A 26,205-nucleotide genomic window follows, 5' to 3' on the forward strand; every position below is an offset into this window, starting at 1 on the left:
GCCTCGCATTACGCGGTTTGATGATGGATTGAAGTCCGGGCGTGGATTCTACTCAACTTTAGTCGATCGAGAAAGCGTCTGGATCTTTGCTATTTAAAAGAAGATCTTTTTATTTAGAGATCTGTTCTATTGTGATCTCTTATTAGGATCGCCAGTCTCTGTGGATAAGTGCGATCCTGTATTTAAGATCAAAAGCTTAAGAAGGATCACTATCTGTGAATGATCGGTGATCCTGTTCCGTATAAGCTGGGATCAAAACGGGGAGTTATACACAACTCAAAAACTAACCAGCCGTTGTTCTTTGGATAACTACCGGTTGATCCAAGGTTTTGACCAGGTTTATCCACAGAATAAAGTTGGATCTTTACAAATCTCTGAGCCGATCTGCCCAGGATCCGACCCAAATTTCCGCGGGATCTTCAGGAATGTCATGTTCAAGGACATTAATCTTGAGCGTTTCACCGACCTGTTTCGCACCGCAGGCGGTCAATTCGGTGTCTAATTTATCGATAGCACCGCAGAAGGTGTCGTATTCACGGCTGCCAATGCCGATTGAACCGAAGCGTACCTGTGAAAGGTCGGGTTTCTGTTCCCGAAGATCGTTATAAAAGGGCTGCAGGTTGTCGGGAATGTCACCGGCACCGTGCGTAGAGCTGATAATCAGCCAGATACCCGACGCAGAGAGATCCTCTAATAAAGGACCATGCAGCGTTTGGGTCGAAAAACCTGCGTCTTCCAGCTTTTCAGCCAGATGTTCCGCCACATACTCGGCGCTGCCAAGTGTGCTTCCGCTGATGAGTGTGATATCTGCCATAACCGCCACCTTTATTAAGAGTGGCGTATTGTACGCTGTGAACCGTCTGGGATCTACCTGTGGAAAAGTGCGGGATTAAAAAAGCCGATCACGGCTTGATGGTACGCATGATCGGGTTCTGCAGGACGATCAGTGTTTCGGTGGACTGAATTTCATCAATTGTTTGGATCTTGTTGATAAGTACGTGCTGCAACGCGTCGATCGAACGGCACATCACTTTAATAAAGATGCTGTAATGCCCGGTGGTGTAGTACGCCTCGGTAACTTCATCCAGGCTTTCCAGCCGCGCCAGTGCGGACGGATAGTCTTTCGCGCTCTTCAATATAATGCCGATAAAGCACCCGACGTCGTATCCAAGCTGTTTTGGGCTGACGTCAACCCGCGCGCCGGTGATTATGCCCGCTTGCTTCATTTTTTCGACGCGAACGTGAATGGTGCCAGGGCTGACGCCGAACTGTTTGGCTAATTCCGCATAGGCGGTACGCGCATTCGCCATTAAGGCGTCAAGGATGCCGCGGTCCAGATTGTCGATCTGATAATTTTCCATAGCTTTTTCTTATGAAGAATGATGATTCTTTCTATTTTAGCGCCTGTTTTTAACGAATCAAAAGTGAACTCGCCTTTTTATCTGTTGATTATTGAATATGACCCTCATTCTGTTGCTTAATCATAACCAACAGGACGCAGGAGTAATAAAAAATGAAAACCGCTTACATCGCAAAACAACGCCAGATTAGTTTCGTAAAATCCTTTTTCTCACGTCAGCTAGAAGAAAAGTTGGGCCTGATTGAAGTCCAGGCACCGCTGCTGAGCCGCGTAGGGGACGGGACGCAGGACAACCTTTCTGGTTGCGAAAAAGCGGTACAGGTAAAAGTGAAAGCGCTGCCAGAGGCCCAGTTTGAAGTGGTGCACTCTCTGGCTAAGTGGAAACGTCAAACCCTGGGGCAGCACGACTTCAGCGCGGGCGAAGGGCTCTACACGCACATGAAAGCCCTTCGCCCCGATGAAGACCGCCTTTCGCCAATCCACTCCGTTTACGTTGACCAGTGGGACTGGGAACGTGTGATGGGAGATGGCGAGCGCCATCTCGGTACCCTGGAAAGTACCGTGAAGGCGATTTGGGCTGGAATTAAAGAAACGGAAGCGGCAGTAAGCAAAGAGTTTGGCCTGGCACCGTTCCTGCCAGAACAGATCCACTTTGTGCACAGCCAGACACTGTTAAGCCGTTATCCGGATCTCGACGCGAAAGGTCGTGAACGTGCGATTGCCAAAGAACTGGGTGCCGTCTTCCTGATTGGGATCGGTGGTAAGCTCTCTGATGGGCAGCGCCACGACGTCCGTGCGCCGGATTATGATGACTGGAGCACGCAGGTGGAATCCGGTCTGGCGGGCCTGAACGGCGATATCCTGGTGTGGAACCCCATTCTGGAAGATGCGTTCGAGCTCTCTTCTATGGGGATCCGCGTTGATGCAAAAGCGCTGCAACACCAGTTACAGTTGACCGGCGACGAAGAGCGTCTGCAACTGGAGTGGCACCAGGCGCTGCTGCGCGGTGAAATGCCGCAGACCATCGGTGGCGGGATTGGTCAGTCACGCCTGACCATGCTGCTGCTGCAACTCTCCCACATTGGGCAGGTTCAGTGCGGCGTATGGCCAGCGCAGGTTCGTGAAGGCGTCTCTTCCCTGCTGTAAGATTTACCGCCGCCAGCGTCTGAGCAGGCGGCTACGCAACCCGGTATCAAAGCGCCAGATGTGGTCAAAGATGCGCATGATGCCGGGTTTGCCATGCGCAGACATCGCCACCGCGTGAAAACGGTGCTGATGTTTTCGCTGTAACTCCCCTACCTTATTCACCACCTCATCCGGCAGCCGCTGGGCAATAAAGTCTGAAATCACCACCGCATCGGCATCCTGCCAGGCCGGATTTTCCAGTCGTTCGACGATGGCGCGAAAACAACTCGCCATATCAGTGCCGCCGCGAAAACGCTGGCTCAGGAAACGGATTGCCTGTTCGATCCCCTGCGGGCCGGTCAGTTCGTAGCGCACCACTTCGCTGGAAAACAACATAATGAAGCAGCGGCGGTTATCCGCCAGCGCCACACGCATCATCGCAAGACAAAAGGCTTTCGCGCACTGCTCGTTAAAGCCGCCCATTGAGCCTGAGGTATCTACGCAGACGATAAACGGCCCGCGTGGTTGTTCGTCTACATCCTGATGTACCACCGGGCGTTCGGTGATTTTCTCATGCCACGCGTCTCCGTGCAGTCGGTAGGTGAGAAGCTGTTTCTCCACCAGCCGCCGGTAAAACTCATACTCCAGCTCGGTAATGCCGAGCGTAGCGAGTTCCGGCGGCAACAGACGCAGAATGTCATCGCTCTGTTGAATGCCGTCGACCTGCTCTGGCACCGTCGACGGTTCGCGCACCAGCGTGCGGAAGGTTTCCATCGGCGCATCTTTTTTGGGCACCGATTTTGCTTCGCGCGATCGCCCCAGTTGATCGGCCAGTTGCATCAGTTCCGGCTGCTGACTGAGGAAATCGCCATATTTCACGATCAACTGATAATCACCGCGCTTTAGCTGCCCGGCGCTCATATCCCACAGGCGACCGGCGGCGTTTTCGTTCTCCACCAGCACTGGCTCCAGCTGGCCGCTTAAGGTCATGCGCTCCTGAACTTCGCTCAGCAACTGTTCCCGTTCGCCTTCCAGTAACTGCTGGTTAAGTGATGTCGCCTGTACCACCAGGCTCAGCCGCCAGCGTTGCAGAAATAGCGTATGCAGCGCCGGGGTAAAGGTGGGATTATGCGTCGCCAGTTGCTGCGCCTGCTCGGCGTAGGGTGAGCGCACCTTTCTCAGCAACGCCAGGATCTGCGGCAGCTGCGCATTGATTTGCTGTGTGGAGAAGGTCTGACATTGCTGATAACAGAGCACTTCTTCTTCCAGCTCTGGCGGCACATGCGTGCCTTTAAGCGTGCTTTTCAGGTTTTCACGCCAGCGGGGCAGGTCTTCCGTAATGGCGCTTTTCAGGCGCGGGAATTTCTTAAAGAATGCCGATAGCTGTGGTGACGCCAGCAGGGCGATGATCGTCTCTTCGATCAATCCCTCTTCGCTGACCGCCAGCATCACATTGAGCGTATCGATCGTCAGCATTGCTGGGCCTGTTTGATCTGCGCCGCGACATCCTGCAGGCTGGCTTCGATCTGTGCCAGCCAGTCGCTATGAATGAACAGGCATTTTTGCTGATCGTTAAAACTGAGATGCTGTCGATGCCACTCTTCCGCCAGTTCGTCGAGCTGCTGTTTGATTTCGGCAGGCATGTTCTGTTGGCTTTCTGTTCCCGGCAACGCCAGGCGTGAGCCCTGCAAACTGATATCACGCACGACCAGATGCTGCGCGTTATCCACTTCCATATTCAGCGTCTGCGCAAAACCTATGCCATTGAGTTTACCGCGGATTTCGCCGCCTTTCTCCAGCCAGTGCGCCAGCACCTGACGCTCGAAGGTGATGTGAATAACGTCGATATCGTGCAATTTCAGCGGTTTTTGCAGCAGTAACGTGACCGTCGGGCTTTGTACTTCAGGTGGAAGCTCATAGTGCGGTTTACGGCTGAACATACCACCCAGTCGGTTCACTTTGAGCGCGGTTTTGTCACTTTCCTGCTGCTGAAGCTGCAAACGATGCTGAGTAATGGCGCTCAGGCGATTCAGCATGGATTGCTGTTGCCAGGCGTGTCCGGTCATCAATATTTCAAGCTGCTGTTGCATTAAATTGCGGCTTTGCGCGTCATGCCACAGGCACTCTTTAAGCAAAATAAGATCGATAGGCGCAATGGCGTCGCGCCCACTGAAGAATGCGCAGGCCTGCAACAGGCGAATCGCTTTCTTCCAGCGACGGTCGGAGACGTAGGGCGCATTTGGCAGCGTATCAAGCTGCTGGCGCAGGGTGAAGATCAGTTCAAAAACGGCATCCGTCAGTTTGACCTGGCCTATGTCTTTTTGCCACTGGAAGAACTCTTCATCGGTAACCTGAAGGCCTGGTGCTACCGGGTTTTCATTCTCATCCTGCTGGTTTACGAGCATGGAACGGAAGTTGCCTTTTTCCTGCACTTTGTCGAGCCACAGGCGAATGAGCATGCGGTCATACAGCGCTTCAAGGCTGCTTTCTGCTTCAGGGAGTTCGTTCGATGCGGCCACCAGCAGGCGCATCGGGATTTTCTCGACCGTCGCGCCGTTGCGGAAATGGCGTTCGTTGATTGCGGTCAGCAGGGTGTTCAGTATCGCCGGGCCAGCTTTCCAGATCTCATCAAGAAAGACAATTTCCGCTTCCGGTAAATAGCCTGCGGTCAGACGCTCATAGCGCCCTTCATCTTTTAACGCCTGGATGGAAAGTGGGCCAAATACTTCTTCCGGCGTGGAGAAGCGGGTCATCAGATATTCAAAGGCGCGCGCGTGTTGAAACGCGAACTTAATGCGTCGCGCAATCAGGCTCTTGGCGATACCTGGCGGGCCAAGCAAAAACACGCTCTCGCCGCTGAGCGCCGCCAGCAGGCACAGGCGGATAGCGTGACTGCGTTCATACAGCCCTTTCTCAAGCGCGCTACTCAGGCGCGAAATTCTTTCTGCTAATAAATGTGATTGGGCCATAATTGAGTTGCATCCTTTCGCCGAACATACGGCTAACTGAGCGAGTATAGACGTTTCATGGACGAGGATAATAGGCTGAAGAAGCGCTTCATTTTCTTTGCGCCAGGTTAATATGAATTCACATAAGGGTACGATTTTGCGATTAATCGTGCATACTGTGCGCTTTTCGTGGGCCAAGGGACCAGGCACTCATTTGTTTTACAAACGAAAGACTAGTCTATGAGCACTGATAAGAAGCAATCTTTGTCGGCGATAACCCTCGCTGCCATTGGGGTGGTATACGGCGATATCGGCACCAGCCCTCTTTATACTCTTCGAGAATGTTTGTCCGGGCAGTTTGGTTTTGGCGTTGAACGTGACGCGGTTTTTGGCTTTCTGTCATTAATCTTCTGGCTGCTGATCTTTGTTGTATCCATTAAGTACCTGACCTTCGTCATGCGCGCAGATAACGCCGGTGAGGGGGGGATCCTGACGCTAATGTCTTTGGCGGGACGCAACACGTCGGCTAAAACCACCTCGTTCCTGGTGATAATCGGATTGATTGGCGGCAGCTTCTTCTATGGGGAAGTGGTCATTACGCCTGCGATTTCGGTGATGTCGGCCATTGAAGGCCTGGAAATTGTCGCGCCGCAGCTTGATAGCTGGATAGTGCCGCTCTCAATCCTGGTGCTGACGCTGCTGTTTATGATTCAGAAGCACGGTACCGGCATGGTGGGCAAACTCTTCGCCCCGATTATGCTGGCGTGGTTCCTGATTCTGGCGGTGCTGGGCGTGCGTAGCATTATCGGAAACCCGGAAGTCCTTCAGGCGCTCAATCCAGTTTGGGCGGTACACTTCTTCCTTGAATATAAGATGGTGTCGTTTGTGGCGCTGGGGGCGGTTGTCCTCTCCATTACCGGGGTAGAAGCGCTGTATGCGGATATGGGCCACTTCGGTAAATTCCCGATTCGTTTAGCCTGGTTCTCTGTGGTGCTGCCGTCTTTGACGCTGAACTACTTTGGTCAGGGCGCGCTGCTTTTGAAGCATCCGGAAGCGATTAAGAACCCGTTCTTCCTGCTCGCGCCAGAATGGGCGTTGATCCCGCTGCTGATTCTGGCGGCGCTGGCGACGGTTATCGCCTCGCAGGCGGTTATTTCCGGTGTCTTCTCTCTGACTCGCCAGGCGGTGCGTCTGGGGTATCTCTCTCCGATGCGCATCATCCACACCTCCGAGATGGAGTCCGGGCAGATTTACATCCCGTTCATCAACTGGCTGCTCTATTTCTCCGTGGTGATTGTGATTATCAACTTCGAGCACTCCAGTAATCTGGCGGCGGCATACGGTATTGCGGTGACCGGCACTATGGTGCTGACCTCGATTCTGTCGACCACCGTGGCGCGTAAAAACTGGCACTGGAATAAGTTCCTTGTGGCGTTCATTCTGGTCGCCTTCCTGTGTATCGATATTCCGCTGTTCTCGGCGAACCTCGATAAAATCGTCTCCGGCGGCTGGCTGCCGCTGAGCCTCGGTACGGTGATGTTTATCGTGATGACGACCTGGAAAAGCGAGCGCTTCCGTCTGCTGCGTCGTATGCATGAGCACGGCAACTCTCTGGAAGCGATGATCGCCTCGCTGGAGAAATCACCGCCGGTTCGCGTTCCGGGCACCGCGGTATATATGTCGCGCGCGCTGAACGTGATTCCATTTGCCATGATGCACAACCTCAAGCACAACAAGGTGCTGCATGAGCGTGTGATCTTACTGACGCTGCGCACGGAAGATGCGCCTTACGTCCACAACGTGCGTCGTGTGCAGATTGAACAGCTTTCGCCGACCTTCTGGCGGGTGGTTGCCAGCTATGGCTGGCGCGAAACGCCGAATGTGGAAGAGGTCTTCCACCGTTGCGGCCTTGAAGGGTTAAGCTGTCGAATGATGGAAACCTCGTTCTTTATGTCGCATGAATCGCTGATTGTCGGTAAACGCCCGTGGTATTTGCGCCTGCGCGGTAAGCTTTATCTGCTGCTGCAGCGAAACGCCCTGCGCGCGCCGGATCAGTTTGAAATCCCACCGAACCGGGTAATCGAACTGGGTACCCAGGTCGAGATTTAACGCCAGTCAAAACGCCGGGAAGGTTTATCACCTCCCGGCGTTTCTCTTTCTACTCTTCACTTTTTACATCGCGAGCGAAACGTTTCGACGACGATCACAATTCTGTTACGTCATGTTGGTTTTCTGCTCACTCTTAAGATTAAACTTACAACAGCGAAACGTTTCGCTAGTGGAGCAAGAAAATGAAGAAAGGCACGGTACTTAATTCTGAGATCTCATCGGTTATCTCCCGCCTGGGGCATACCGATACGCTGGTGGTGTGTGATGCAGGTTTACCCATCCCACGCAGTACAACGCGTATCGATATGGCATTAACCCAGGGCGTTCCCACCTTTATGCAGGTGCTGGACGTGGTGACCCGTGAAATGCAGGTTGAGGCCGCCATTCTCGCCTCGGAGATTAAACAACATAATCCGCAACTCCACGAAACGTTGCTCAAATTCATCGGGCAACTGCAACAACACCAGGGAAATACCATAGAAATTCGTTACACCACCCATGAGCAGTTTAAAAAACAAACCGCAGACAGTCAGGCGGTGATTCGCAGCGGGGAGTGTTCCCCGTATGCGAACATTATTCTCTGTGCTGGCGTCACCTTCTGAGGCCAACATGGACGCATTACTGCAATTAAAAGGTATCGATAAATCCTTCCCGGGCGTGAAAGCCCTCTCTGGCGCGGCGTTAAATGTTTATGCGGGCCGTGTGATGGCGCTGGTGGGCGAAAACGGCGCCGGTAAATCCACGATGATGAAAGTGCTGACCGGTATCTACTCTCGCGATGCCGGTTCGTTGTTATGGTTGGGCAAAGAAACGACCTTCAGCGGGCCGAAAGCATCGCAGGAGGCCGGGATTGGCATTATCCACCAGGAGCTGAACCTGATCCCGCAGCTCACCATTGCGGAAAACATCTTCCTGGGCCGCGAGTTTGTGAATCGCTTTGGCAAAATCGACTGGAAGAAGATGTATGCCGAAGCAGACGTGCTGCTGGCAAAACTCAACCTGCGCTTTAAAAGTGACCGGCTGGTGGGCGAGCTCTCCATCGGCGACCAGCAGATGGTGGAAATTGCCAAGGTACTGAGCTTTGAGTCGAAAGTCATCGTGATGGATGAACCGACCGATGCGCTGACTGATACCGAAACCGAATCCCTGTTCCGCGTCATTCGCGAGCTGAAATCGCAGGGGCGCGGCATTGTCTATATCTCCCACCGCATGAAAGAAATCTTCGAGATTTGCGATGACGTGACCGTATTCCGCGATGGGCAGTTTATCGCCGAGCGGGAAGTTTCCTCGCTAACAGAAGATTCGCTGATCGAAATGATGGTAGGCCGTAAGCTCGAAGATCAATATCCGCGCCTTGATAAAGCGCCGGGTGAGATCCGCCTGAAGGTCGATAACCTGTGTGGCTCGGGCGTTGAAAATGTCTCCTTCACGCTGCGCAAAGGTGAAATTCTTGGCGTTGCGGGCCTGATGGGGGCCGGACGCACGGAGTTGATGAAAGTGCTGTACGGCGCGCTGCCGCGCAGCAGTGGATATGTCACGCTCGACGGCCACGAAGTGGTGGCGCGTTCACCGCAGGATGGTCTGGCGAACGGCATCGTCTATATCTCTGAAGACCGCAAGCGTGACGGTTTAGTACTCGGCATGTCGGTAAAAGAGAATATGTCGCTGACGGCGCTGCGCTACTTCAGCCACGCGGGCGGCAGCCTGAAGCATAAAGATGAACAGCAGGCGGTGAGCGATTTTATCCGTCTGTTTAACGTCAAAACGCCATCAATGGAACAGGCCATCGGCCTGCTCTCCGGTGGCAATCAGCAGAAAGTGGCTATCGCGCGTGGCCTGATGACGCGCCCGAAAGTGCTGATCCTCGACGAACCTACGCGTGGCGTAGATGTTGGCGCGAAGAAAGAGATTTATCAGCTTATCAACCAGTTCAAGGCCGATGGTCTGAGCATTATTCTGGTCTCCTCCGAGATGCCGGAAGTTCTGGGGATGAGCGATCGCATTATTGTGATGCATGAAGGGCATCTCGGCGGTGAATTTACACGCGAGCAGGCCACCCAGGAAGTATTAATGGCTGCCGCTGTGGGCAAGCTTAACCGTGTGAATCAGGAGTAAAGAAGATGACAAACCAGGCTGTCGCTGGTCGCCGTTATTTCACCAAAGCATGGCTGATGGAGCAAAAATCGCTGATCGCGCTGCTGGTGCTGATTGCCATCGTCTCGACCATGAGCCCCAACTTTTTTACCGTCAATAACCTGTTCAACATCCTGCAACAGACATCCGTCAACGCCATTATGGCGGTGGGGATGACGCTGGTGATTTTAACCTCCGGGATCGACCTGTCCGTCGGCTCCCTGCTGGCGTTAACCGGTGCTGTCGCAGCCTCGATTGTCGGCCTTGAAGTCAATGCGCTGGTGGCGGTAGCTGCCGCGCTGGCGCTCGGTGGCGCAATCGGCGCGGTGACCGGGGTGATTGTCGCGAAAGGCCGCGTTCAGGCGTTCATCGCCACGCTGGTGATGATGCTTCTGCTGCGCGGGGTGACCATGGTGTACACCAACGGCAGTCCGGTGAATACCGGCTTTACGGATAACGCCGATCTGTTCGGCTGGTTCGGGATTGGCCGCCCGCTGGGCATCCCGACGCCGGTGTGGATCATGGCGATTGTCTTCCTGGCGGCCTGGTACATGCTGCACCATACGCGTCTTGGTCGCTATATCTATGCGCTGGGCGGTAACGAAGCAGCAACGCGTCTTTCCGGGATCAGCGTCAATAAAATCAAAATCATCGTCTACGCGTTGTGCGGTTTGCTGGCGTCGCTGGCGGGCGTTATCGAAGTGGCGCGTCTCTCTTCTGCACAGCCGACAGCAGGCACGGGCTACGAGCTGGATGCTATCGCAGCGGTTGTGTTGGGCGGCACCAGCCTTGCGGGCGGTAAAGGTCGCATTGTTGGGACGCTGATCGGCGCACTGATTCTCGGTTTCCTGAATAATGGTTTGAATTTGCTCGGCGTTTCTTCCTATTACCAGATGATCGTTAAAGCAGTGGTGATTTTGCTGGCGGTGCTGGTAGACAACAAAAAGCAGTAACTCACGACTCTACAGGACATCTTAACTATGAATATGAAAAAACTGGCTACCCTGGTTTCTGCTGTTGCGCTGAGCGCCACCGTCAGCGCAAACGCGATGGCGAAAGACACCATCGCGCTGGTCATCTCTACCCTGAATAACCCGTTCTTCGTATCGCTGAAGGATGGCGCGCAGAAAGAAGCCGACAAACTGGGCTACAACCTGGTCGTGCTGGATTCGCAGAACAACCCGGCGAAAGAGCTGGCGAACGTGCAGGATCTCACCGTGCGCGGTGCGAAAATTCTGCTGGTCAACCCGACGGATTCCGACGCCGTGGGTAACGCCATCAAAATGGCTAACCAATCTAAAATTCCGGTAATCACCCTCGACCGCGTAGCGTCCAAAGGTGAAGTGGTCAGCCATATCGCGTCTGATAACGTGCTGGGCGGAAAAATCGCCGGTGATTACATTGCGAAGAAAGCCGGTGAAGGCGCCAAAGTGATTGAATTACAGGGTATCGCCGGAACCTCTGCCGCGCGCGAGCGTGGTGAAGGTTTCCAGCAGGCCGTGGCCGCGCACAAATTTAACGTGCTGGCGAGCCAACCGGCTGATTTCGACCGCACTAAGGGGCTGAACGTCATGCAGAACCTGCTGACGGCGCATCCGGATGTACAGGCCGTATTTGCTCAGAACGACGAAATGGCGCTGGGTGCACTGCGTGCGCTGCAAACTGCAGGTAAATCCGATGTGATGGTTGTCGGGTTTGACGGCACGCCAGATGGCGAAAAAGCAGTAAATGATGGCAAACTGGCAGCGACTATTGCTCAGTTGCCAGAGCAGATCGGCGCAAAAGGCGTTGAAACTGCGGATAAGGTCCTGAAAGGTGAGAAAGTTCAGGCTAAATATCCGGTTGACCTGAAACTGGTCATTAAGCAATAAGTCACCATCGGGCCACAAAAGGCTTGAGGGACAAACTATAAAGAAAAGCAGGGCACGCGCCACCCGGCAACGGGTGGCGCACTTATCGGACACGCTGAAATGAAAACCGCAGGCAAACTCGTCGTTCTTGGCAGCATCAATGCCGATCACATCCTTAATCTTGACTCTTTCCCGACGCCGGGTGAAACCGTCACCGGCAACCAGTATCAGGTCGCTTTTGGCGGCAAAGGTGCCAACCAGGCGGTGGCTGCCGGGCGCAGCGGCGCGAATATCGCGTTTATTGCCTGTACAGGTGAAGATGATATTGGCGAACGCGTGCGTCAACAGCTGGCCAACGATCGCATCGACGTGGCACCGGTAAGCGTTATTGCGGGGGAATCGACCGGCGTGGCGCTGATTTTCGTTAACGGCGAAGGCGAAAACGTCATTGGTATTCATGCGGGCGCAAATGCGGCACTGTCGCCTGCATTGGTTGAAGCACAGAAAACGCGTATTGCACAGGCGGATGCACTGCTGATGCAGCTGGAATCACCGCTGGAAAGCGTCATGCTGGCAGCTAAAATTGCCCATCAGCACCAGACGCAGGTGATTTTAAATCCCGCCCCGGCGCGTGAGCTGTCTGATGAACTGCTGGCGCTGGTGGACATTATCACGCCGAATGAAACGGAAGCTGAAAAGTTAACCGGCATCCGCGTGGAAAACGATGACGATGCGGCGAAAGCGGCACAGGCGTTGCACAGCAAAGGCATTGATACCGTTATCATCACCCTGGGCAGCCGTGGCGTGTGGGCAAGCGTCAAGGGTGAAGGTCAACGCGTGCCGGGCTTTAAAGTGCAGGCTATTGATACCATCGCCGCCGGAGATACCTTTAACGGTGCGCTGATCACTGCACTGCTGGAAGATAAAACACTGAACGAGGCGATCCGGTTTGCGCACGCGGCGGCGGCCATTGCCGTCACCCGTAAAGGCGCGCAGCCTTCCGTTCCCTGGCGTGAAGAGATCGACGAATTTCTGAATCAGCAGAGGTAATGTTTGGCTACCATGAAAGATGTCGCTCGCGTTGCGGGCGTTTCAACCTCTACCGTTTCTCACGTCATTAATAAAGACCGCTACGTCAGTGAAGCGATCACTGAAAAAGTTGATGCGGCCATCAAAAGCCTGAACTACGCGCCATCCGCGATAGCGCGAAGCCTCAAACTGAATCAAACCCGCACTATCGGCATGCTGATCACGGCCAGTACCAATCCATTCTATTCGGAGCTGGTGCGGGGCGTAGAGCGCAGTTGTTTTGAGCGCGGTTACAGCCTGGTACTGTGCAATACCGAAGGCGACGAGCAGCGAATGAACCGCAACCTGGAGACGCTAATGCAAAAACGCGTTGATGGGTTATTGCTGTTATGCACCGAAACGCATCAGCCATCGCAGGAGATTATGCAGCGTTATCCGTCCATTCCGACGGTGATGATGGACTGGGCGCCGTTCGATGGTGACAGCGATCTGATACAGGATAACTCTTTGCTGGGCGGTGACATGGCAACACGTTATCTCATCGAACAGGGCCACACTCGCATCGCCTGTATCGCCGGGCCGCTGGATAAAACGCCGGCGCGTCTGCGTCTGGAAGGATATCGCTCAGCTATGCAGCATGCGGGGCTTCCCGTTCCTGACGGATATGTGATAACCAGTAACTTTGAATTCGGCGGTGGTTTTGACGCTATGCAGCAACTTCTGGCATTGCCTGAGTTACCGCAGGCGGTATTTGTCGGAAATGACGCGATGGCGGTAGGGGCGTATCAGGCGCTTTATCAGGCCGGGTTGCGCATTCCACAGGATATGGCGGTGATTGGTTATGACGATATTGAACTGGCGCGCTACATGACGCCACCGCTCACGACCATTCATCAGCCCAAAGATGAACTGGGCGAACTGGCGATTGATGTATTGATCCACCGTATGGCCCAGCCCGGACAGAAACAGCAGCGCGTGCAGCTGACGCCCGAGCTGGTGGTTCGCGGCTCTGTTTAAGCTTTGTGCCGCTCCTTGATCAGGTTGCGGCCATCTTTCGGTTTCAGCAGCATAAACATTAATGCTGACACTACCGTTATCCCACCCATCGTAATAAAGGTGTAGTGGAATTGCTCGATGGTGTTTGAGCCTTCCATTCCCTGATACACCCTTAGCACGGCGGCGCTGATCGCCACCCCTAAACTGATCGAAAGCTGCTGCGTGACGGCCAGCATACTGTTGCCGCTGCTGGCGTTCTCATCCGTCAGATCAGCGAGCGTAATGGTGTTCATCGACGTAAACTGCGTCGACATTGCCATCCCGAGCACAAACAGCGGCAGGATCAACATCCATATCGGCATTGAGGGCGATTGCAGCGAGAATTGCGCAATCATCACGCCAATAAACAGTGTAATCCCCACCAGCGTTTTCCTGTAGCCCAGCCAGCGCAGCACCTGCGTCACCGTTGATTTTGCCAGAATAGACCCGAGCGCGGTCGGGGCCATCATGCAACCCGCGATTAACGCGGGGTAGCCAAAACCGACCTGCAACATCAGCGGCATCAGGAACGGCACGCAGCCGGTGCCCAAACGCGTGGCCAGGTTTCCGGCAATCCCGACGGAAAAAGTGCGCGTCTTAAAGAGCGACAGCGAGATAAGCGGTGAGGGATGACGACGGGCGTGGCGAATATAAGCCAGCAACAGCAGAATACTGATGCCGATAATCGCGAAAGCTATCCAGCTTGCCACAATGCGTTCGCCGAACAGCTCCATCCCGCTGGAGAACAGCACGAGGCTCAGGCCAAACAGCAGAAATCCGGACATATCAAAGCTTCGCTTCGGCGTGGTGAAGTTGGGCATGTATTTGCGGGCATAGATAAGGCCGGTAATCCCAATTGGAATATTAATCAGGAAAATCCAGTGCCAGCTGGCCCACGTGACCAGCACGCCGCCGAGTACCGGGCCTAGAATTGGCCCCACCAAACCCGGCATGGTGACGAAGTTAAGCACCGGCAGGAGTTCGCTACGTGGATATGCGCGCAGTAGTGCCAGGCGTGCGACGGGCATCATCATCGCCCCGCCGATACCCTGAATAACGCGGAAGATAACCAGCTCAAGTAATGATGTTGAGAGGGCGCAGGCTAACGAACCTAGCGTGAAAAGCGTTACGGCAATCATAAAGATGCGGCGAGTACCGAAGCGGTCGGCCAACCAGCCACTTACCGGGATCAGCATGGCGACTGTCAGAGTGTAACTGATAATGGCAGACTGCATGGCGAGCGGTGAACGGTTTAGGCTGTGCGCGATGGCGGGGAGTGCGGTATTAAGGATCGTCGCATCCAGGGCCTGCATAAAAAATGCCATGGCGGCTATCCACGGCAGTCCGGCCATACTCCGCGCTTTTTTCTTAATCATGCGATGCTCTTATACTCCTGGTCGAATATGTGGCGCGCTTAAGAGCGCCTGGCAGGCAATAAACGCTTTTTGGCTATCACTTTCCTGAATGGCGTTAACAATTGCCTGATGCTTTTCCAGTTCAATCACTTCATCCTGCGTAATTGACGTAAAGTAGGTGTGATACACCGAATGGAAGAGTTTAGCGAAAGAGATCAGGAACGGGTTCGCCGTCATTTCGTAGATATGTTCGTGCCAGGCGGTATCTACATCAACCCAGCGTTGGCGATCGAAGTTCTTTTTCAGAATCGCCATCTCCTTCATTAGTGTATTGAGCTCCGCTTTTTGCTCTGCGGTGCCTAATACGGCGGCCAGCGAGCATGCCTGTGGCTCAAGGCTGTGACGGAGTACCAGAAAGTGTTTCATCACTTCCTGAAAATTATCTTCCGTCAGCCACCAGGCAAGCAGCTCAGTATCGAGAAAGTTCCAGTGCGATTGTGGCATGACACGAGTGCCTATGCGCGGGCGCGGCAAAAGCATCCCTTTCGCGGAAAGGGTTTTAACCGCTTCACGTACGGCGGTACGGCTGACGCCAAAGATCTCACCCAATTCCATTTCACCCGGCAGAATACTTTCCGGAGGATATTCACCTTTGAGGATTTTCTGAGCTAACTTCTCCGCTAATACCCACGAGATGTTTTTTTGAGCTGCTAATTGCTGTGCGCTTAAAGACATAAAAGGTGTCCTGTATCTTGTTATTGTTTCTAGTATGCCATTCACGGATAAAAATCGGCTGCAAAAACGGCAAAGAGTGCATTTTATGGCGTATTACCATGCGTAATGGTGAAAAAAAGTACGAACTGTCATTTTTTTTTAATAACCTCTTGTCTGTCAGAAATAACTCCCTATAATGCGCCTCCACTGACACGGAACAACGGCTTCCAGGCCACCGGGTTAACAGGCTTCCTTCGGGAACGCCGCCAGAGAAAAGCGAAAATAAGCGCTTGACTCTGAAGGAGGAAAGCGTATTATGCGCACCTCGCAACGGTGAGCTTCACGCCGCGTTGCACTGCTCTTTAACAATTTATCAGACAATCTGTGTGGGCACTCAATGATACGGATTCTTAACGTCGCAAGACGATAAATGAATACCAAGTCTCTGAGTGAACACGTAATTCATTACGAAGTTTAATTCACGAGCATCAAACTTAAATTGAAGAGTTTGATCATGGCTCAGATTGAACGCTGGCGGCAGGCCTAACACATGCAAGTCGAACGGTAACAGAAAGCAGCTTGCTGCTTTGCTGACGAGTGGCGGACGGGTGAGTAATGTCTGGGAAACTGCCTGATGGAGGGGGATAACTACTGGAAACGGTAGCTAATACCGCATAACGTCGCAAGACCAAAGAGGGGGACCTTCGGGCCTCTTGCCATCGGATGTGCCCAGATGGGATTAGCTAGTAGGTGGGGTAATGGCTCACCTAGGCGACGATCCCTAGCTGGTCTGAGAGGATGACCAGCCACACTGGAACTGAGACACGGTCCAGACTCCTACGGGAGGCAGCAGTGGGGAATATTGCACAATGGGCGCAAGCCTGATGCAGCCATGCCGCGTGTATGAAGAAGGCCTTCGGGTTGTAAAGTACTTTCAGCGAGGAGGAAGGTGTTGTGGTTAATAACCACAGCAATTGACGTTACTCGCAGAAGAAGCACCGGCTAACTCCGTGCCAGCAGCCGCGGTAATACGGAGGGTGCAAGCGTTAATCGGAATTACTGGGCGTAAAGCGCACGCAGGCGGTTTGTTAAGTCAGATGTGAAATCCCCGGGCTCAACCTGGGAACTGCATTTGAAACTGGCAAGCTTGAGTCTCGTAGAGGGGGGTAGAATTCCAGGTGTAGCGGTGAAATGCGTAGAGATCTGGAGGAATACCGGTGGCGAAGGCGGCCCCCTGGACGAAGACTGACGCTCAGGTGCGAAAGCGTGGGGAGCAAACAGGATTAGATACCCTGGTAGTCCACGCTGTAAACGATGTCGACTTGGAGGTTGTGCCCTTGAGGCGTGGCTTCCGGAGCTAACGCGTTAAGTCGACCGCCTGGGGAGTACGGCCGCAAGGTTAAAACTCAAATGAATTGACGGGGGCCCGCACAAGCGGTGGAGCATGTGGTTTAATTCGATGCAACGCGAAGAACCTTACCTGGTCTTGACATCCACAGAACTTAGCAGAGATGCTTTGGTGCCTTCGGGAACTGTGAGACAGGTGCTGCATGGCTGTCGTCAGCTCGTGTTGTGAAATGTTGGGTTAAGTCCCGCAACGAGCGCAACCCTTATCCTTTGTTGCCAGCGGTTAGGCCGGGAACTCAAAGGAGACTGCCAGTGATAAACTGGAGGAAGGTGGGGATGACGTCAAGTCATCATGGCCCTTACGACCAGGGCTACACACGTGCTACAATGGCATATACAAAGAGAAGCGACCTCGCGAGAGCAAGCGGACCTCATAAAGTATGTCGTAGTCCGGATTGGAGTCTGCAACTCGACTCCATGAAGTCGGAATCGCTAGTAATCGTAGATCAGAATGCTACGGTGAATACGTTCCCGGGCCTTGTACACACCGCCCGTCACACCATGGGAGTGGGTTGCAAAAGAAGTAGGTAGCTTAACCTTCGGGAGGGCGCTTACCACTTTGTGATTCATGACTGGGGTGAAGTCGTAACAAGGTAACCGTAGGGGAACCTGCGGTTGGATCACCTCCTTACCTTAAAGAACCGTTCCTTGAAGTGTCCACACAGATTGTCTGATGAAAAGTAAATAGCAAGGCGTCTTGCGATTGAGACTTCAGTGTCCCCTTCGTCTAGAGGCCCAGGACACCGCCCTTTCACGGCGGTAACAGGGGTTCGAATCCCCTAGGGGACGCCACTTGCTGGTATGTGTGAGTGAAAGTCGCCGACCGTAATATCTCAAAACAGACTGTAAAGTCTTGTTTGAGATATTTGCTCTTTAAAAATCTGGATCAAGCTGAAAATTGAAACGACACACTTTTAGGTGTGTTCGAGTCTCTCAAATTTTCGCAACACGGTGGTGTTTTACGAAACATCTTCGGGTTGTGAGGTTAAGCGACTAAGCGTACACGGTGGATGCCCTGGCAGTCAGAGGCGATGAAGGACGTGCTAATCTGCGATAAGCGTCGGTAAGGTGATATGAACCGTTATAACCGGCGATTTCCGAATGGGGAAACCCAGTGTGTTTCGACACACTATCATTACGTGAATACATAGCGTAATGAAGCGAACCGGGGGAACTGAAACATCTAAGTACCCCGAGGAAAAGAAATCAACCGAGATTCCCCCAGTAGCGGCGAGCGAACGGGGAGCAGCCCAGAGTCTGAATCAGCATGTGTGTTAGTGGAACGGTCTGGAAAGTCCGACGGTACAGGGTGATAGTCCCGTACACCAAAATGCATATGCTGTGAACTCGAAGAGTAGGGCGGGACACGTGGTATCCTGTCTGAATATGGGGGGACCATCCTCCAAGGCTAAATACTCCTGACTGACCGATAGTGAACCAGTACCGTGAGGGAAAGGCGAAAAGAACCCCGGCGAGGGGAGTGAAAAAGAACCTGAAACCGTGTACGTACAAGCAGTGGGAGCCTACTTGTTAGGTGACTGCGTACCTTTTGTATAATGGGTCAGCGACTTATATTCTGTAGCAAGGTTAACCGAATAGGGGAGCCGAAGGGAAACCGAGTCTTAACTGGGCGTTAAGTTGCAGGGTATAGACCCGAAACCCGGTGATCTAGCCATGGGCAGGTTGAAGGTTGGGTAACACTAACTGGAGGACCGAACCGACTAATGTTGAAAAATTAGCGGATGACTTGTGGCTGGGGGTGAAAGGCCAATCAAACCGGGAGATAGCTGGTTCTCCCCGAAAGCTATTTAGGTAGCGCCTCGTGAACTCATCTTCGGGGGTAGAGCACTGTTTCGGCTAGGGGGTCATCCCGACTTACCAACCCGATGCAAACTGCGAATACCGAAGAATGTTATCACGGGAGACACACGGCGGGTGCTAACGTCCGTCGTGAAGAGGGAAACAACCCAGACCGCCAGCTAAGGTCCCAAAGTCACAGTTAAGTGGGAAACGATGTGGGAAGGCTCAGACAGCCAGGATGTTGGCTTAGAAGCAGCCATCATTTAAAGAAAGCGTAATAGCTCACTGGTCGAGTCGGCCTGCGCGGAAGATGTAACGGGGCTAAACTGTGCACCGAAGCTGCGGCAGCGACACTAAGTGTTGTTGGGTAGGGGAGCGTTCTGTAAGCCGTTGAAGGTGTGTCGTGAGGCATGCTGGAGGTATCAGAAGTGCGAATGCTGACATAAGTAACGATAATGCGGGTGAAAAACCCGCACGCCGGAAGACCAAGGGTTCCTGTCCAACGTTAATCGGGGCAGGGTGAGTCGACCCCTAAGGCGAGGCCGAAAGGCGTAGTCGATGGGAAACAGGTTAATATTCCTGTACTTGGTGTTACTGCGAAGGGGGGACGGAGAAGGCTATGTTGGCCGGGCGACGGTTGTCCCGGTTTAAGCGTGTAGGTTTGCAGACCAGGTAAATCCGGTTTGCTTTAAGACTGAGACGTGATGACGAGGCACTACGGTGCTGAAGTGACAAATGCCCTGCTTCCAGGAAAAGCCTCTAAGCTATAGGTAACATCGAATCGTACCCCAAACCGACACAGGTGGTCAGGTAGAGAATACCAAGGCGCTTGAGAGAACTCGGGTGAAGGAACTAGGCAAAATGGTGCCGTAACTTCGGGAGAAGGCACGCTGATATGTAGGTGAAGCGGTTTACCCGTGGAGCTGAAATCAGTCGAAGATACCAGCTGGCTGCAACTGTTTATTAAAAACACAGCACTGTGCAAACACGAAAGTGGACGTATACGGTGTGACGCCTGCCCGGTGCCGGAAGGTTAATTGATGGGGTTAGCTGTAAGGCGAAGCTCTTGATCGAAGCCCCGGTAAACGGCGGCCGTAACTATAACGGTCCTAAGGTAGCGAAATTCCTTGTCGGGTAAGTTCCGACCTGCACGAATGGCGTAATGATGGCCAGGCTGTCTCCACCCGAGACTCAGTGAAATTGAACTCGCTGTGAAGATGCAGTGTACCCGCGGCAAGACGGAAAGACCCCGTGAACCTTTACTATAGCTTGACACTGAACATTGAGCCTTGATGTGTAGGATAGGTGGGAGGCTTTGAAGTGTGGACGCCAGTCTGCATGGAGCCAACCTTGAAATACCACCCTTTAATGTTTGATGTTCTAACGTAGACCCGTAATCCGGGTTGCGGACAGTGTCTGGTGGGTAGTTTGACTGGGGCGGTCTCCTCCCAAAGAGTAACGGAGGAGCACGAAGGTTAGCTAATCCTGGTCGGACATCAGGAGGTTAGTGCAATGGCATAAGCTAGCTTGACTGCGAGCGTGACGGCGCGAGCAGGTGCGAAAGCAGGTCATAGTGATCCGGTGGTTCTGAATGGAAGGGCCATCGCTCAACGGATAAAAGGTACTCCGGGGATAACAGGCTGATACCGCCCAAGAGTTCATATCGACGGCGGTGTTTGGCACCTCGATGTCGGCTCATCACATCCTGGGGCTGAAGTAGGTCCCAAGGGTATGGCTGTTCGCCATTTAAAGTGGTACGCGAGCTGGGTTTAGAACGTCGTGAGACAGTTCGGTCCCTATCTGCCGTGGGCGCTGGAGAATTGAGGGGGGCTGCTCCTAGTACGAGAGGACCGGAGTGGACGCATCACTGGTGTTCGGGTTGTCATGCCAATGGCATTGCCCGGTAGCTACATGCGGAAGAGATAAGTGCTGAAAGCATCTAAGCACGAAACTTGCCCCGAGATGAGTTCTCCCTGAGACTTTAAGTCTCCTGAAGGAACGTTGAAGACGACGACGTTGATAGGCTGGGTGTGTAAGTGCAGCGATGCATTGAGCTAACCAGTACTAATGAACCGTGAGGCTTAACCTTACAACGCCGAAGATGTTTTGGCGAAGAGAGACGATTTTCAGCTCAGATTCAGAGTCCGAAGGATTTTGCGCTGAGACAAGGCGGCAAATGAAGAGAAGGAAGGAGCATACTGAGGTATGTGACTGACTTTCGCGAATGCAGCCAACGCAGTATCAACACAAAAGACACAGGACAGAGCACAGAATTTGCCTGGCGGCAACAGCGCGGTGGTCCCACCTGACCCCATGCCGAACTCAGAAGTGAAACGCCGTAGCGCCGATGGTAGTGTGGGGTCTCCCCATGCGAGAGTAGGGAACTGCCAGGCATCAAATTAAGCAGAAGGCCATCCGAAAGGATGGCCTTTTTGCGCTGGTACGAAAAAAACGCCGGCTGCGGCTTTGCCTTATCCGGACTGCAAAAGAACAATCCCCGCCGAATGGCACGAACCCGCAGGCCAGGTAAGCTCCGCGCCACCGGGCACCACAGCGCGCATAAATCACATCATCCGCATCCATCGCACCACAAAATCCGCTATTCCCTCAACGTCATTAATATCCAGTAACGGCACATCCACACTGAGCGGAATATCACTGGCGACAGCAATAACATGCGCATCGATCACCAGCTCTTCTGGATTATGCCCGGCATCTTGGCGAAACAAGACAATCTTCGCGATCTCCTCATGCTTAAAGCCCTCCACCAGAATTAAATCCAGCTTCGAGGCATCCATTCTGCTCGCCAGGAATGGGAGATCCAGTTCCTCTTCCTCTGGCGTCTCGGTCATCAGCGCCCAACGCTGCGTGCTGGCAACCAGCGTCTGCGCCGCACCTGCTTTACGCAACTCATAGCTATCTTTGCCCGGCTTATCGACATCCATATTGTGGTGCGTATGCTTTATAAGCCCAGGTCGTATTCCGCGCTGACATAGCATGGGGATCAGTTGCTTCAGTAGCGTTGTTTTACCGGTCCCACTCCATGCCGCTATCGCTAATAAGGGAATCATGGGCGAGCCTCAAACCAGGTCAAATCTTCCAGCGTATTCACGTTACTGAATGCGCCCTGGCAATCGCTAAAATCTACCGCATGCCCGCCGGCTTCGCGCATAAATACCATCACCCGGCGATCGCCGCGCGCAAGGTAGGCTTCGATATCGGTCGCTATTCGACGATGAACCAACGCAATTGCCGGATGATCGCGATCGCCATCATGAACCCACACAACCGGTGCTTCATTACGCTGTGATTGCAGTCGTTCAGCCAGATGGGCCGGAATAAACGGTGTATCACATGGGCAGAAAAGGAACCATTCGCCGCCGGCTTGCCTGATCACGGAGGCCATTCCGGCAAGCGGCCCCGGAAAGTCGGTAAACGTATCCTGATAAACGGGAAAACCGCTGGCCTGATACACCGCAATATTGCGATTAGCGCTGATCGCCATGCCATTCACCTGTGGCTGTAAACGATCCGCCACATGTTTCCACAGCGGTTTCCCATGCAGCGCCATCAATCCCTTATCCTGCCCACCCATTCTTGACGCTCTACCGCCTGCCAGCACGACACCCGTTATATTCACTATATCGCCTCTTTTATTGTGGGTTTGACCCTGCTACCGTGTGTTAATCAAGAGTAAGGAGCACGACCATGAAATGTAAACGTCTGAATGAAGTTATTGAACTCCTCCAGCCAGCCTGGCAGAAAGAGCCGGAACTGAACCTGATGCAATTTTTGCAGAAACTGGCGAAAGAGTCAGGTTATGAGGGGGAACTGGCGGATTTAACGGATGATATTCTGATCTATCACCTGAAAATGCGTGACTCGGCAAAAGATGCTGTGATTCCCGGGATTCAGAAAGATTATGAAGAAGATTTTAAAACCGCGCTGTTACGCGCGCGTGGTGTGATTAAAGAGTAAAAGGTTGTAAGCACAGCCACTGAAAGCGCTACGAAATGATATCCTGAACTCTTCGTATAGTTAGTCGGATTGGCAGGATGAACGACAAGGCTTTCACTTTTCAGACATTGCACCCGGATACCATTATCGATGCGTTATTCGATCAGGGTATTCGGGTGGATTCTGGCCTTACCCCGTTAAACAGCTATGAAAACCGGGTTTATCAATTTCAGGATGAAGATCGCCGCCGTATGGTGGTGAAGTTCTATCGTCCCGAACGCTGGTCGGCTGACCAAATCCTGGAAGAGCATCTCTTCGCCCAGGAACTTCTTAATGATGAAGTGCCTGTAGCCGCCCCCATCGCTTTCAACAACCAAACGTTGCTGACCCATCAGGGATTTTACTTCGCCGTCTTCCCAAGCCTGGGTGGCCGCCAGTTTGAATCCGATAATCTGGATCAAATGGAGTGGGTTGGGCGTTATCTGGGTCGTTTGCACCAAACCGGCCGTAAGTCTCGCTTTGTCGCCCGCCCGGAAATTGGCGTGAAAGAGTATCTTATTGAGCCACGCGCCATTTTTGAACATTCCGCTCTGGTCCCCGCCGCGTTGAAAGAACGTTTTCTGAGAGCGACCGACGATCTTATTGATGCCGTGATGGCACAGTGGCATGGCCGCTCTAACACGCTGCGCCTGCACGGAGATTGCCATGCCGGGAATATTCTCTGGCGTGATGGGCCGTTGTTTGTTGATTTGGATGATGCGCGTACCGGCCCCGCGGTACAGGATCTGTGGATGTTGCTGAATGGCGATCGTGCCGAGCAGCGGATGCAGATGGAAATGATTGTTGAAGCCTACGAGGAGTTCAGCAATTTCAATCTGGATGAATTAGCCCTGATTGAACCTTTACGCGCGATGCGATTGGTTTATTATCTGGCGTGGATTATCAGGCGCTGGGATGACCCTGCGTTTCCTCAGAATTTCCCCTGGCTTACCGGGGAAGATTTCTGGCTGCGGCAGATTTCGATATTTATTGAGCAGGTGAAGGTTCTGCAGGAACCCCCTCTTCAGTTAACGCCAATGTATTAATTTGACATATTCAGGAGAGAATTCGTTATGAAAAAGATTTGGCTTGCGCTGGCAGGTATGATTCTGGCATTCAGCGCTTCCGCTGCTCAGATTACCGACGGCAAACAATACACCACCCTCGATAAACCGGTTGCCGGCGAGCCGCAGGTGCTGGAGTTCTTCTCGTTCTACTGCCCGCACTGCTATCAGTTTGAAGAAGTGCTGCATGTTTCCGATACCGTGAAACAGAAACTGCCGGAAGGCACCAAAATGACCAAATACCACGTTGAGTTCCTGGGCCCATTGGGCAAAGATCTGACTCAGGCGTGGGCGGTAGCGATGGCGCTGGGCGTGGAAGATAAAATCACTGCGCCGATGTTCGAGGCCATTCAGAAAAAACAGACTGTCCAGAACGTCGCTGATATTCGCAAGGTCTTCGTCGATGCTGGCGTGAAAGGCGAAGAGTACGATGCTGCATGGAACAGCTTTGTCGTGAAATCCCTGGTAGCACAGCAGGAAAAAGCGGCCGCTGACCTGCAATTGCAGGGTGTGCCGGCAATGTTTGTTAACGGTAAATATCAGCTGAATCCACAGGGTATGGATGCCAGCAACATGGAAATCTTTGTTCAACAGTATGCGGACACCGTAAAACAACTTATTGAGAAAAAATAAGTTTAATTAATAATATATATGGCTCGCAAATTATTGCGGGCCTTTTTTTATCTGCTAAATAAACACATTCTGATAATTCGCTTTTTCGCCTGATAAATATACAGCCCCCAGATATTCTTTTATATAATGCCCGCACACATTAATTAGGGATGATTGTTATGAAAAAGAGTGTCGTGGCGGCGGGCGTGGTAGTGGCTTTAGGTGTATGTTGGATGGGGAGCGCATGGTATACCGGTAAACAGATCGAACCGAAAGTTGCTGATTTTGTCTCTTCATTTAATCAGGCCAGTAAAGCGAAGTCATCAAAAACGGGGATGACATTAAGTTACAAGGAATTCACCAGCGGCTTGCTGAGTTCTCATTTTCAGGTGGTGCTGACATTTGAACATGGTGCCGAAGCCAGCGGCATCAAAGCCGGGCAAAACGTTGCGTTTGACGTTGATGTTGACCATGGCCCTTTCCCGCTTTCCTCGCTGGCGAAAGGTAGTCTGGCCCCGGCAATGGCAGCAATGAAGGTGTCGCTGGTTAACGGTGAGATCACCAAACCCCTCTTTGATGCGGCCAAAGGACACTCGCCAATTGATGCAAATATTCGTGCAACTTATGATAAATCTATCGCGACCCAGGTTGTTGTCGCGCCAGCATCTTATTCCGATACCAAAACCACGTTTGCTTTTGACGGCGGTGAATTTAATGTCTCAGGCGAAAATTCACTGCTCACGGATGCACAGATTAATGGGCAGTTAAAAAACATTGTTATTAGCCAGGATAGTAATGATGTGAAAATTTATTCAGACTCCATGACTATTACTTCAACGGGTAATAAAGTTGATGATAATATCACTGTTGGCCATGCTGATGTATCACTGAATAATATACGAGTAAACTCCAGGGGCAAAGATTTAATACAGATTAATACCTTCACCGGAACAGGCGCTTTGGCATTATCCAGTGATAAAAAGCACATTAACTATACTCAGGAGTATGCCATCAAGGATTTGATTCGTGGAAAACAGAATCTGGGAAGCGGTAAAATTGCTCTGGTGTTAGAGAATCTCGATCCTGTTGCGGTTCGCGAGTTGTTCACTAATTACAACGCGGAACTGAGTAAGGCTATCGTGGCGAATCCTGCTCTAGGTAAAGATGAAGACGCGATGGGTGAGGTCAGTTTGAAACTGCTCACGAAGTATATCGCCAACATCCAGAAAAGTGAGCCAGTCATCAAACTCCCGATTAGCTGGAAAAATGACAAAGGCGAAATGACGGCTAATGTTAATATCGCCATTGCCGATCCGGTTAAAGCAAAATTCACGCCTGGGTCCTTAACCGAATCCGTAGACCAGAATGTCAAAACCATCACGGCAAACGTCATGCTGCCTGTGGATGTTATCACCTATACCGCTAAGCAAGTTAAGCTAGCAGAAGGTAAGGATGATGCCTCCGCACAAAAACAAGCAGAGAAAGACGTTAACAACTTCACGACGCTTGGCAAAATGATGGATCTCATCAGCGTGGACGAAAAAGCGGCGAAGCTTGATTTCGAATATCAGCAGGGCAACGTTGTCTTTAATGGCAAAGAGATGACGGCGGAAGAGTTTATGGCGCGGGGCGGTCGTTTCCTGCAATAAGCTGATTATCTCGCCTCCT

General features: G+C 52.6%; 20 protein-coding genes, 1 tRNA gene and 3 rRNA genes. 16 read left to right on the top strand and 8 right to left on the bottom strand.

All coding sequences use genetic code 11. The features are described from left to right. Positions 1–364: 364 nt before the first annotated feature. Complete coding sequence (gene mioC / locus ACOXYR_RS21590; protein ID WP_113859120.1) at positions 365–814, bottom strand: FMN-binding protein MioC; 450 nt, start codon at positions 812–814, stop codon at positions 365–367. Between the two features lie 88 nt (positions 815–902). Continuing rightward, a complete protein-coding gene (asnC, locus tag ACOXYR_RS21595) occupies positions 903–1,361 on the bottom strand; it encodes a transcriptional regulator AsnC (RefSeq protein ID WP_015966586.1) in 459 nt (152 codons plus the stop codon). A 152-nt stretch (positions 1,362–1,513) separates the two neighbouring features. Between asnC and asnA the strand changes: the two genes are divergently transcribed. Then, a complete protein-coding gene (asnA, locus tag ACOXYR_RS21600) occupies positions 1,514–2,506 on the top strand; it encodes an aspartate--ammonia ligase (protein WP_113859121.1) in 993 nt (330 codons plus the stop codon). A gap of 3 nt (positions 2,507–2,509) precedes the next feature. On the opposite strand, the gene viaA is transcribed toward asnA, so the two are convergent. Together viaA and ravA are read right to left on the bottom strand one after the other, a co-directional pair. Beyond that, positions 2,510–3,961, bottom strand: a complete 1,452-nt coding sequence (gene viaA, locus ACOXYR_RS21605; protein WP_421356478.1) for an ATPase RavA stimulator ViaA — start codon at positions 3,959–3,961, stop codon at positions 2,510–2,512. After that, positions 3,955–5,454 carry an ATPase RavA gene (gene ravA / locus ACOXYR_RS21610; RefSeq protein ID WP_189624464.1) on the bottom strand — a complete coding sequence of 500 codons (1,500 nt, stop codon included), beginning with the start codon at positions 5,452–5,454 and terminating at the stop codon, positions 3,955–3,957. Before ravA ends, viaA begins: the two co-directional genes overlap by 7 nt. A 219-nt stretch (positions 5,455–5,673) precedes the next feature. Between ravA and kup the strand changes: the two genes are divergently transcribed. The 7 genes from kup to rbsR all read left to right on the top strand — a co-directional run bounded on the left by kup (position 5,674) and on the right by rbsR (position 13,571). Further along, positions 5,674–7,542 carry a low affinity potassium transporter Kup gene (gene kup, locus ACOXYR_RS21615; RefSeq protein WP_108476236.1) on the top strand — a complete coding sequence of 623 codons (1,869 nt, stop codon included), beginning with the start codon at positions 5,674–5,676 and terminating at the stop codon, positions 7,540–7,542. Positions 7,543–7,724: 182 nt separating this feature from the next. Further along, entirely contained in the window at positions 7,725–8,144 is a 420-nt protein-coding gene (gene rbsD / locus ACOXYR_RS21620; RefSeq protein ID WP_108476235.1) for a D-ribose pyranase, read from the top strand. A gap of 7 nt (positions 8,145–8,151) precedes the next feature. After that, entirely contained in the window at positions 8,152–9,657 is a 1,506-nt protein-coding gene (gene rbsA, locus ACOXYR_RS21625) for a ribose ABC transporter ATP-binding protein RbsA (protein WP_108476234.1), read from the top strand. Between the two features lie 5 nt (positions 9,658–9,662). Continuing rightward, on the top strand, positions 9,663–10,628 hold the full coding sequence (rbsC, locus tag ACOXYR_RS21630; protein ID WP_015966579.1) for a ribose ABC transporter permease: 966 nt from the start codon (positions 9,663–9,665) through the stop codon (positions 10,626–10,628). A 27-nt stretch (positions 10,629–10,655) separates the two neighbouring features. Beyond that, positions 10,656–11,546, top strand: coding sequence for a ribose ABC transporter substrate-binding protein RbsB (rbsB, locus tag ACOXYR_RS21635; protein ID WP_108476233.1), 891 nt, complete (start codon positions 10,656–10,658; stop codon positions 11,544–11,546). Positions 11,547–11,645: 99 nt separating this feature from the next. Next, positions 11,646–12,575 carry a ribokinase gene (rbsK, locus tag ACOXYR_RS21640; RefSeq protein ID WP_407731805.1) on the top strand — a complete coding sequence of 310 codons (930 nt, stop codon included), beginning with the start codon at positions 11,646–11,648 and terminating at the stop codon, positions 12,573–12,575. 3 nt (positions 12,576–12,578) lie between these two features. Next, positions 12,579–13,571, top strand: a complete 993-nt coding sequence (rbsR, locus tag ACOXYR_RS21645; RefSeq protein WP_108476231.1) for a ribose operon transcriptional repressor RbsR — start codon at positions 12,579–12,581, stop codon at positions 13,569–13,571. Here the strand turns inward: rbsR and mdtD are convergent. Continuing rightward, positions 13,568–14,965, bottom strand: a complete 1,398-nt coding sequence (gene mdtD / locus ACOXYR_RS21650) for a multidrug transporter subunit MdtD (protein ID WP_108476230.1) — start codon at positions 14,963–14,965, stop codon at positions 13,568–13,570. The two genes, rbsR and mdtD, sit on opposite strands and share 4 nt — an antisense overlap. A gap of 9 nt (positions 14,966–14,974) precedes the next feature. Further along, positions 14,975–15,679, bottom strand: coding sequence for a FadR/GntR family transcriptional regulator (locus tag ACOXYR_RS21655; RefSeq protein ID WP_108476229.1), 705 nt, complete (start codon positions 15,677–15,679; stop codon positions 14,975–14,977). A 475-nt stretch (positions 15,680–16,154) separates the two neighbouring features. On the opposite strand from ACOXYR_RS21655, the gene ACOXYR_RS21660 reads away from it, so the two are divergent. The 4 genes from ACOXYR_RS21660 to rrf all read left to right on the top strand — a co-directional run bounded on the left by ACOXYR_RS21660 (position 16,155) and on the right by rrf (position 21,258). Further along, positions 16,155–17,696: ribosomal RNA gene (locus ACOXYR_RS21660) — 16S ribosomal RNA — on the top strand. An 85-nt stretch (positions 17,697–17,781) separates the two neighbouring features. Beyond that, positions 17,782–17,857, top strand: a tRNA-Glu gene (locus ACOXYR_RS21665). 191 nt (positions 17,858–18,048) lie between these two features. Further along, a 23S ribosomal RNA gene (locus ACOXYR_RS21670) occupies positions 18,049–20,954 on the top strand. Positions 20,955–21,142: 188 nt separating this feature from the next. Then, a 5S ribosomal RNA gene (gene rrf / locus ACOXYR_RS21675) occupies positions 21,143–21,258 on the top strand. Together the 16S, 23S and 5S rRNA genes with 1 tRNA gene alongside form the textbook arrangement of a ribosomal RNA operon. A gap of 171 nt (positions 21,259–21,429) precedes the next feature. Here the strand turns inward: rrf and mobB are convergent. Beyond that, positions 21,430–21,936, bottom strand: a complete 507-nt coding sequence (gene mobB, locus ACOXYR_RS21680; RefSeq protein ID WP_421356565.1) for a molybdopterin-guanine dinucleotide biosynthesis protein MobB — start codon at positions 21,934–21,936, stop codon at positions 21,430–21,432. After that, positions 21,933–22,460: a molybdenum cofactor guanylyltransferase MobA gene (gene mobA, locus ACOXYR_RS21685; RefSeq protein WP_233503916.1), complete on the bottom strand. Its 528-nt coding sequence runs from the start codon at positions 22,458–22,460 to the stop codon at positions 21,933–21,935. The genes mobB and mobA overlap by 4 nt, the downstream gene beginning before the upstream one ends. A gap of 113 nt (positions 22,461–22,573) precedes the next feature. On the opposite strand from mobA, the gene ACOXYR_RS21690 reads away from it, so the two are divergent. The 4 genes from ACOXYR_RS21690 to ACOXYR_RS21705 all read left to right on the top strand — a co-directional run bounded on the left by ACOXYR_RS21690 (position 22,574) and on the right by ACOXYR_RS21705 (position 26,186). Then, positions 22,574–22,843 carry a YihD family protein gene (locus ACOXYR_RS21690; RefSeq protein WP_015966571.1) on the top strand — a complete coding sequence of 90 codons (270 nt, stop codon included), beginning with the start codon at positions 22,574–22,576 and terminating at the stop codon, positions 22,841–22,843. A gap of 77 nt (positions 22,844–22,920) precedes the next feature. Next, positions 22,921–23,907 carry a serine/threonine protein kinase gene (locus tag ACOXYR_RS21695; protein ID WP_421356564.1) on the top strand — a complete coding sequence of 329 codons (987 nt, stop codon included), beginning with the start codon at positions 22,921–22,923 and terminating at the stop codon, positions 23,905–23,907. Between the two features lie 27 nt (positions 23,908–23,934). Next, positions 23,935–24,558 (top strand): thiol:disulfide interchange protein DsbA, encoded by a 624-nt coding sequence (gene dsbA / locus ACOXYR_RS21700; protein ID WP_108477085.1) that lies wholly within the window; start codon positions 23,935–23,937, stop codon positions 24,556–24,558. A gap of 158 nt (positions 24,559–24,716) precedes the next feature. Next, positions 24,717–26,186, top strand: a complete 1,470-nt coding sequence (locus ACOXYR_RS21705; protein ID WP_421356563.1) for a DUF945 family protein — start codon at positions 24,717–24,719, stop codon at positions 26,184–26,186. Positions 26,187–26,205: the final 19 nt, after the last annotated feature.

The sequence above is a fragment of the Pseudocitrobacter faecalis genome, from assembly GCF_965231525.1.
GTDB classification, from domain to species: Bacteria; Pseudomonadota; Gammaproteobacteria; order Enterobacterales; family Enterobacteriaceae; genus Pseudocitrobacter; species Pseudocitrobacter faecalis.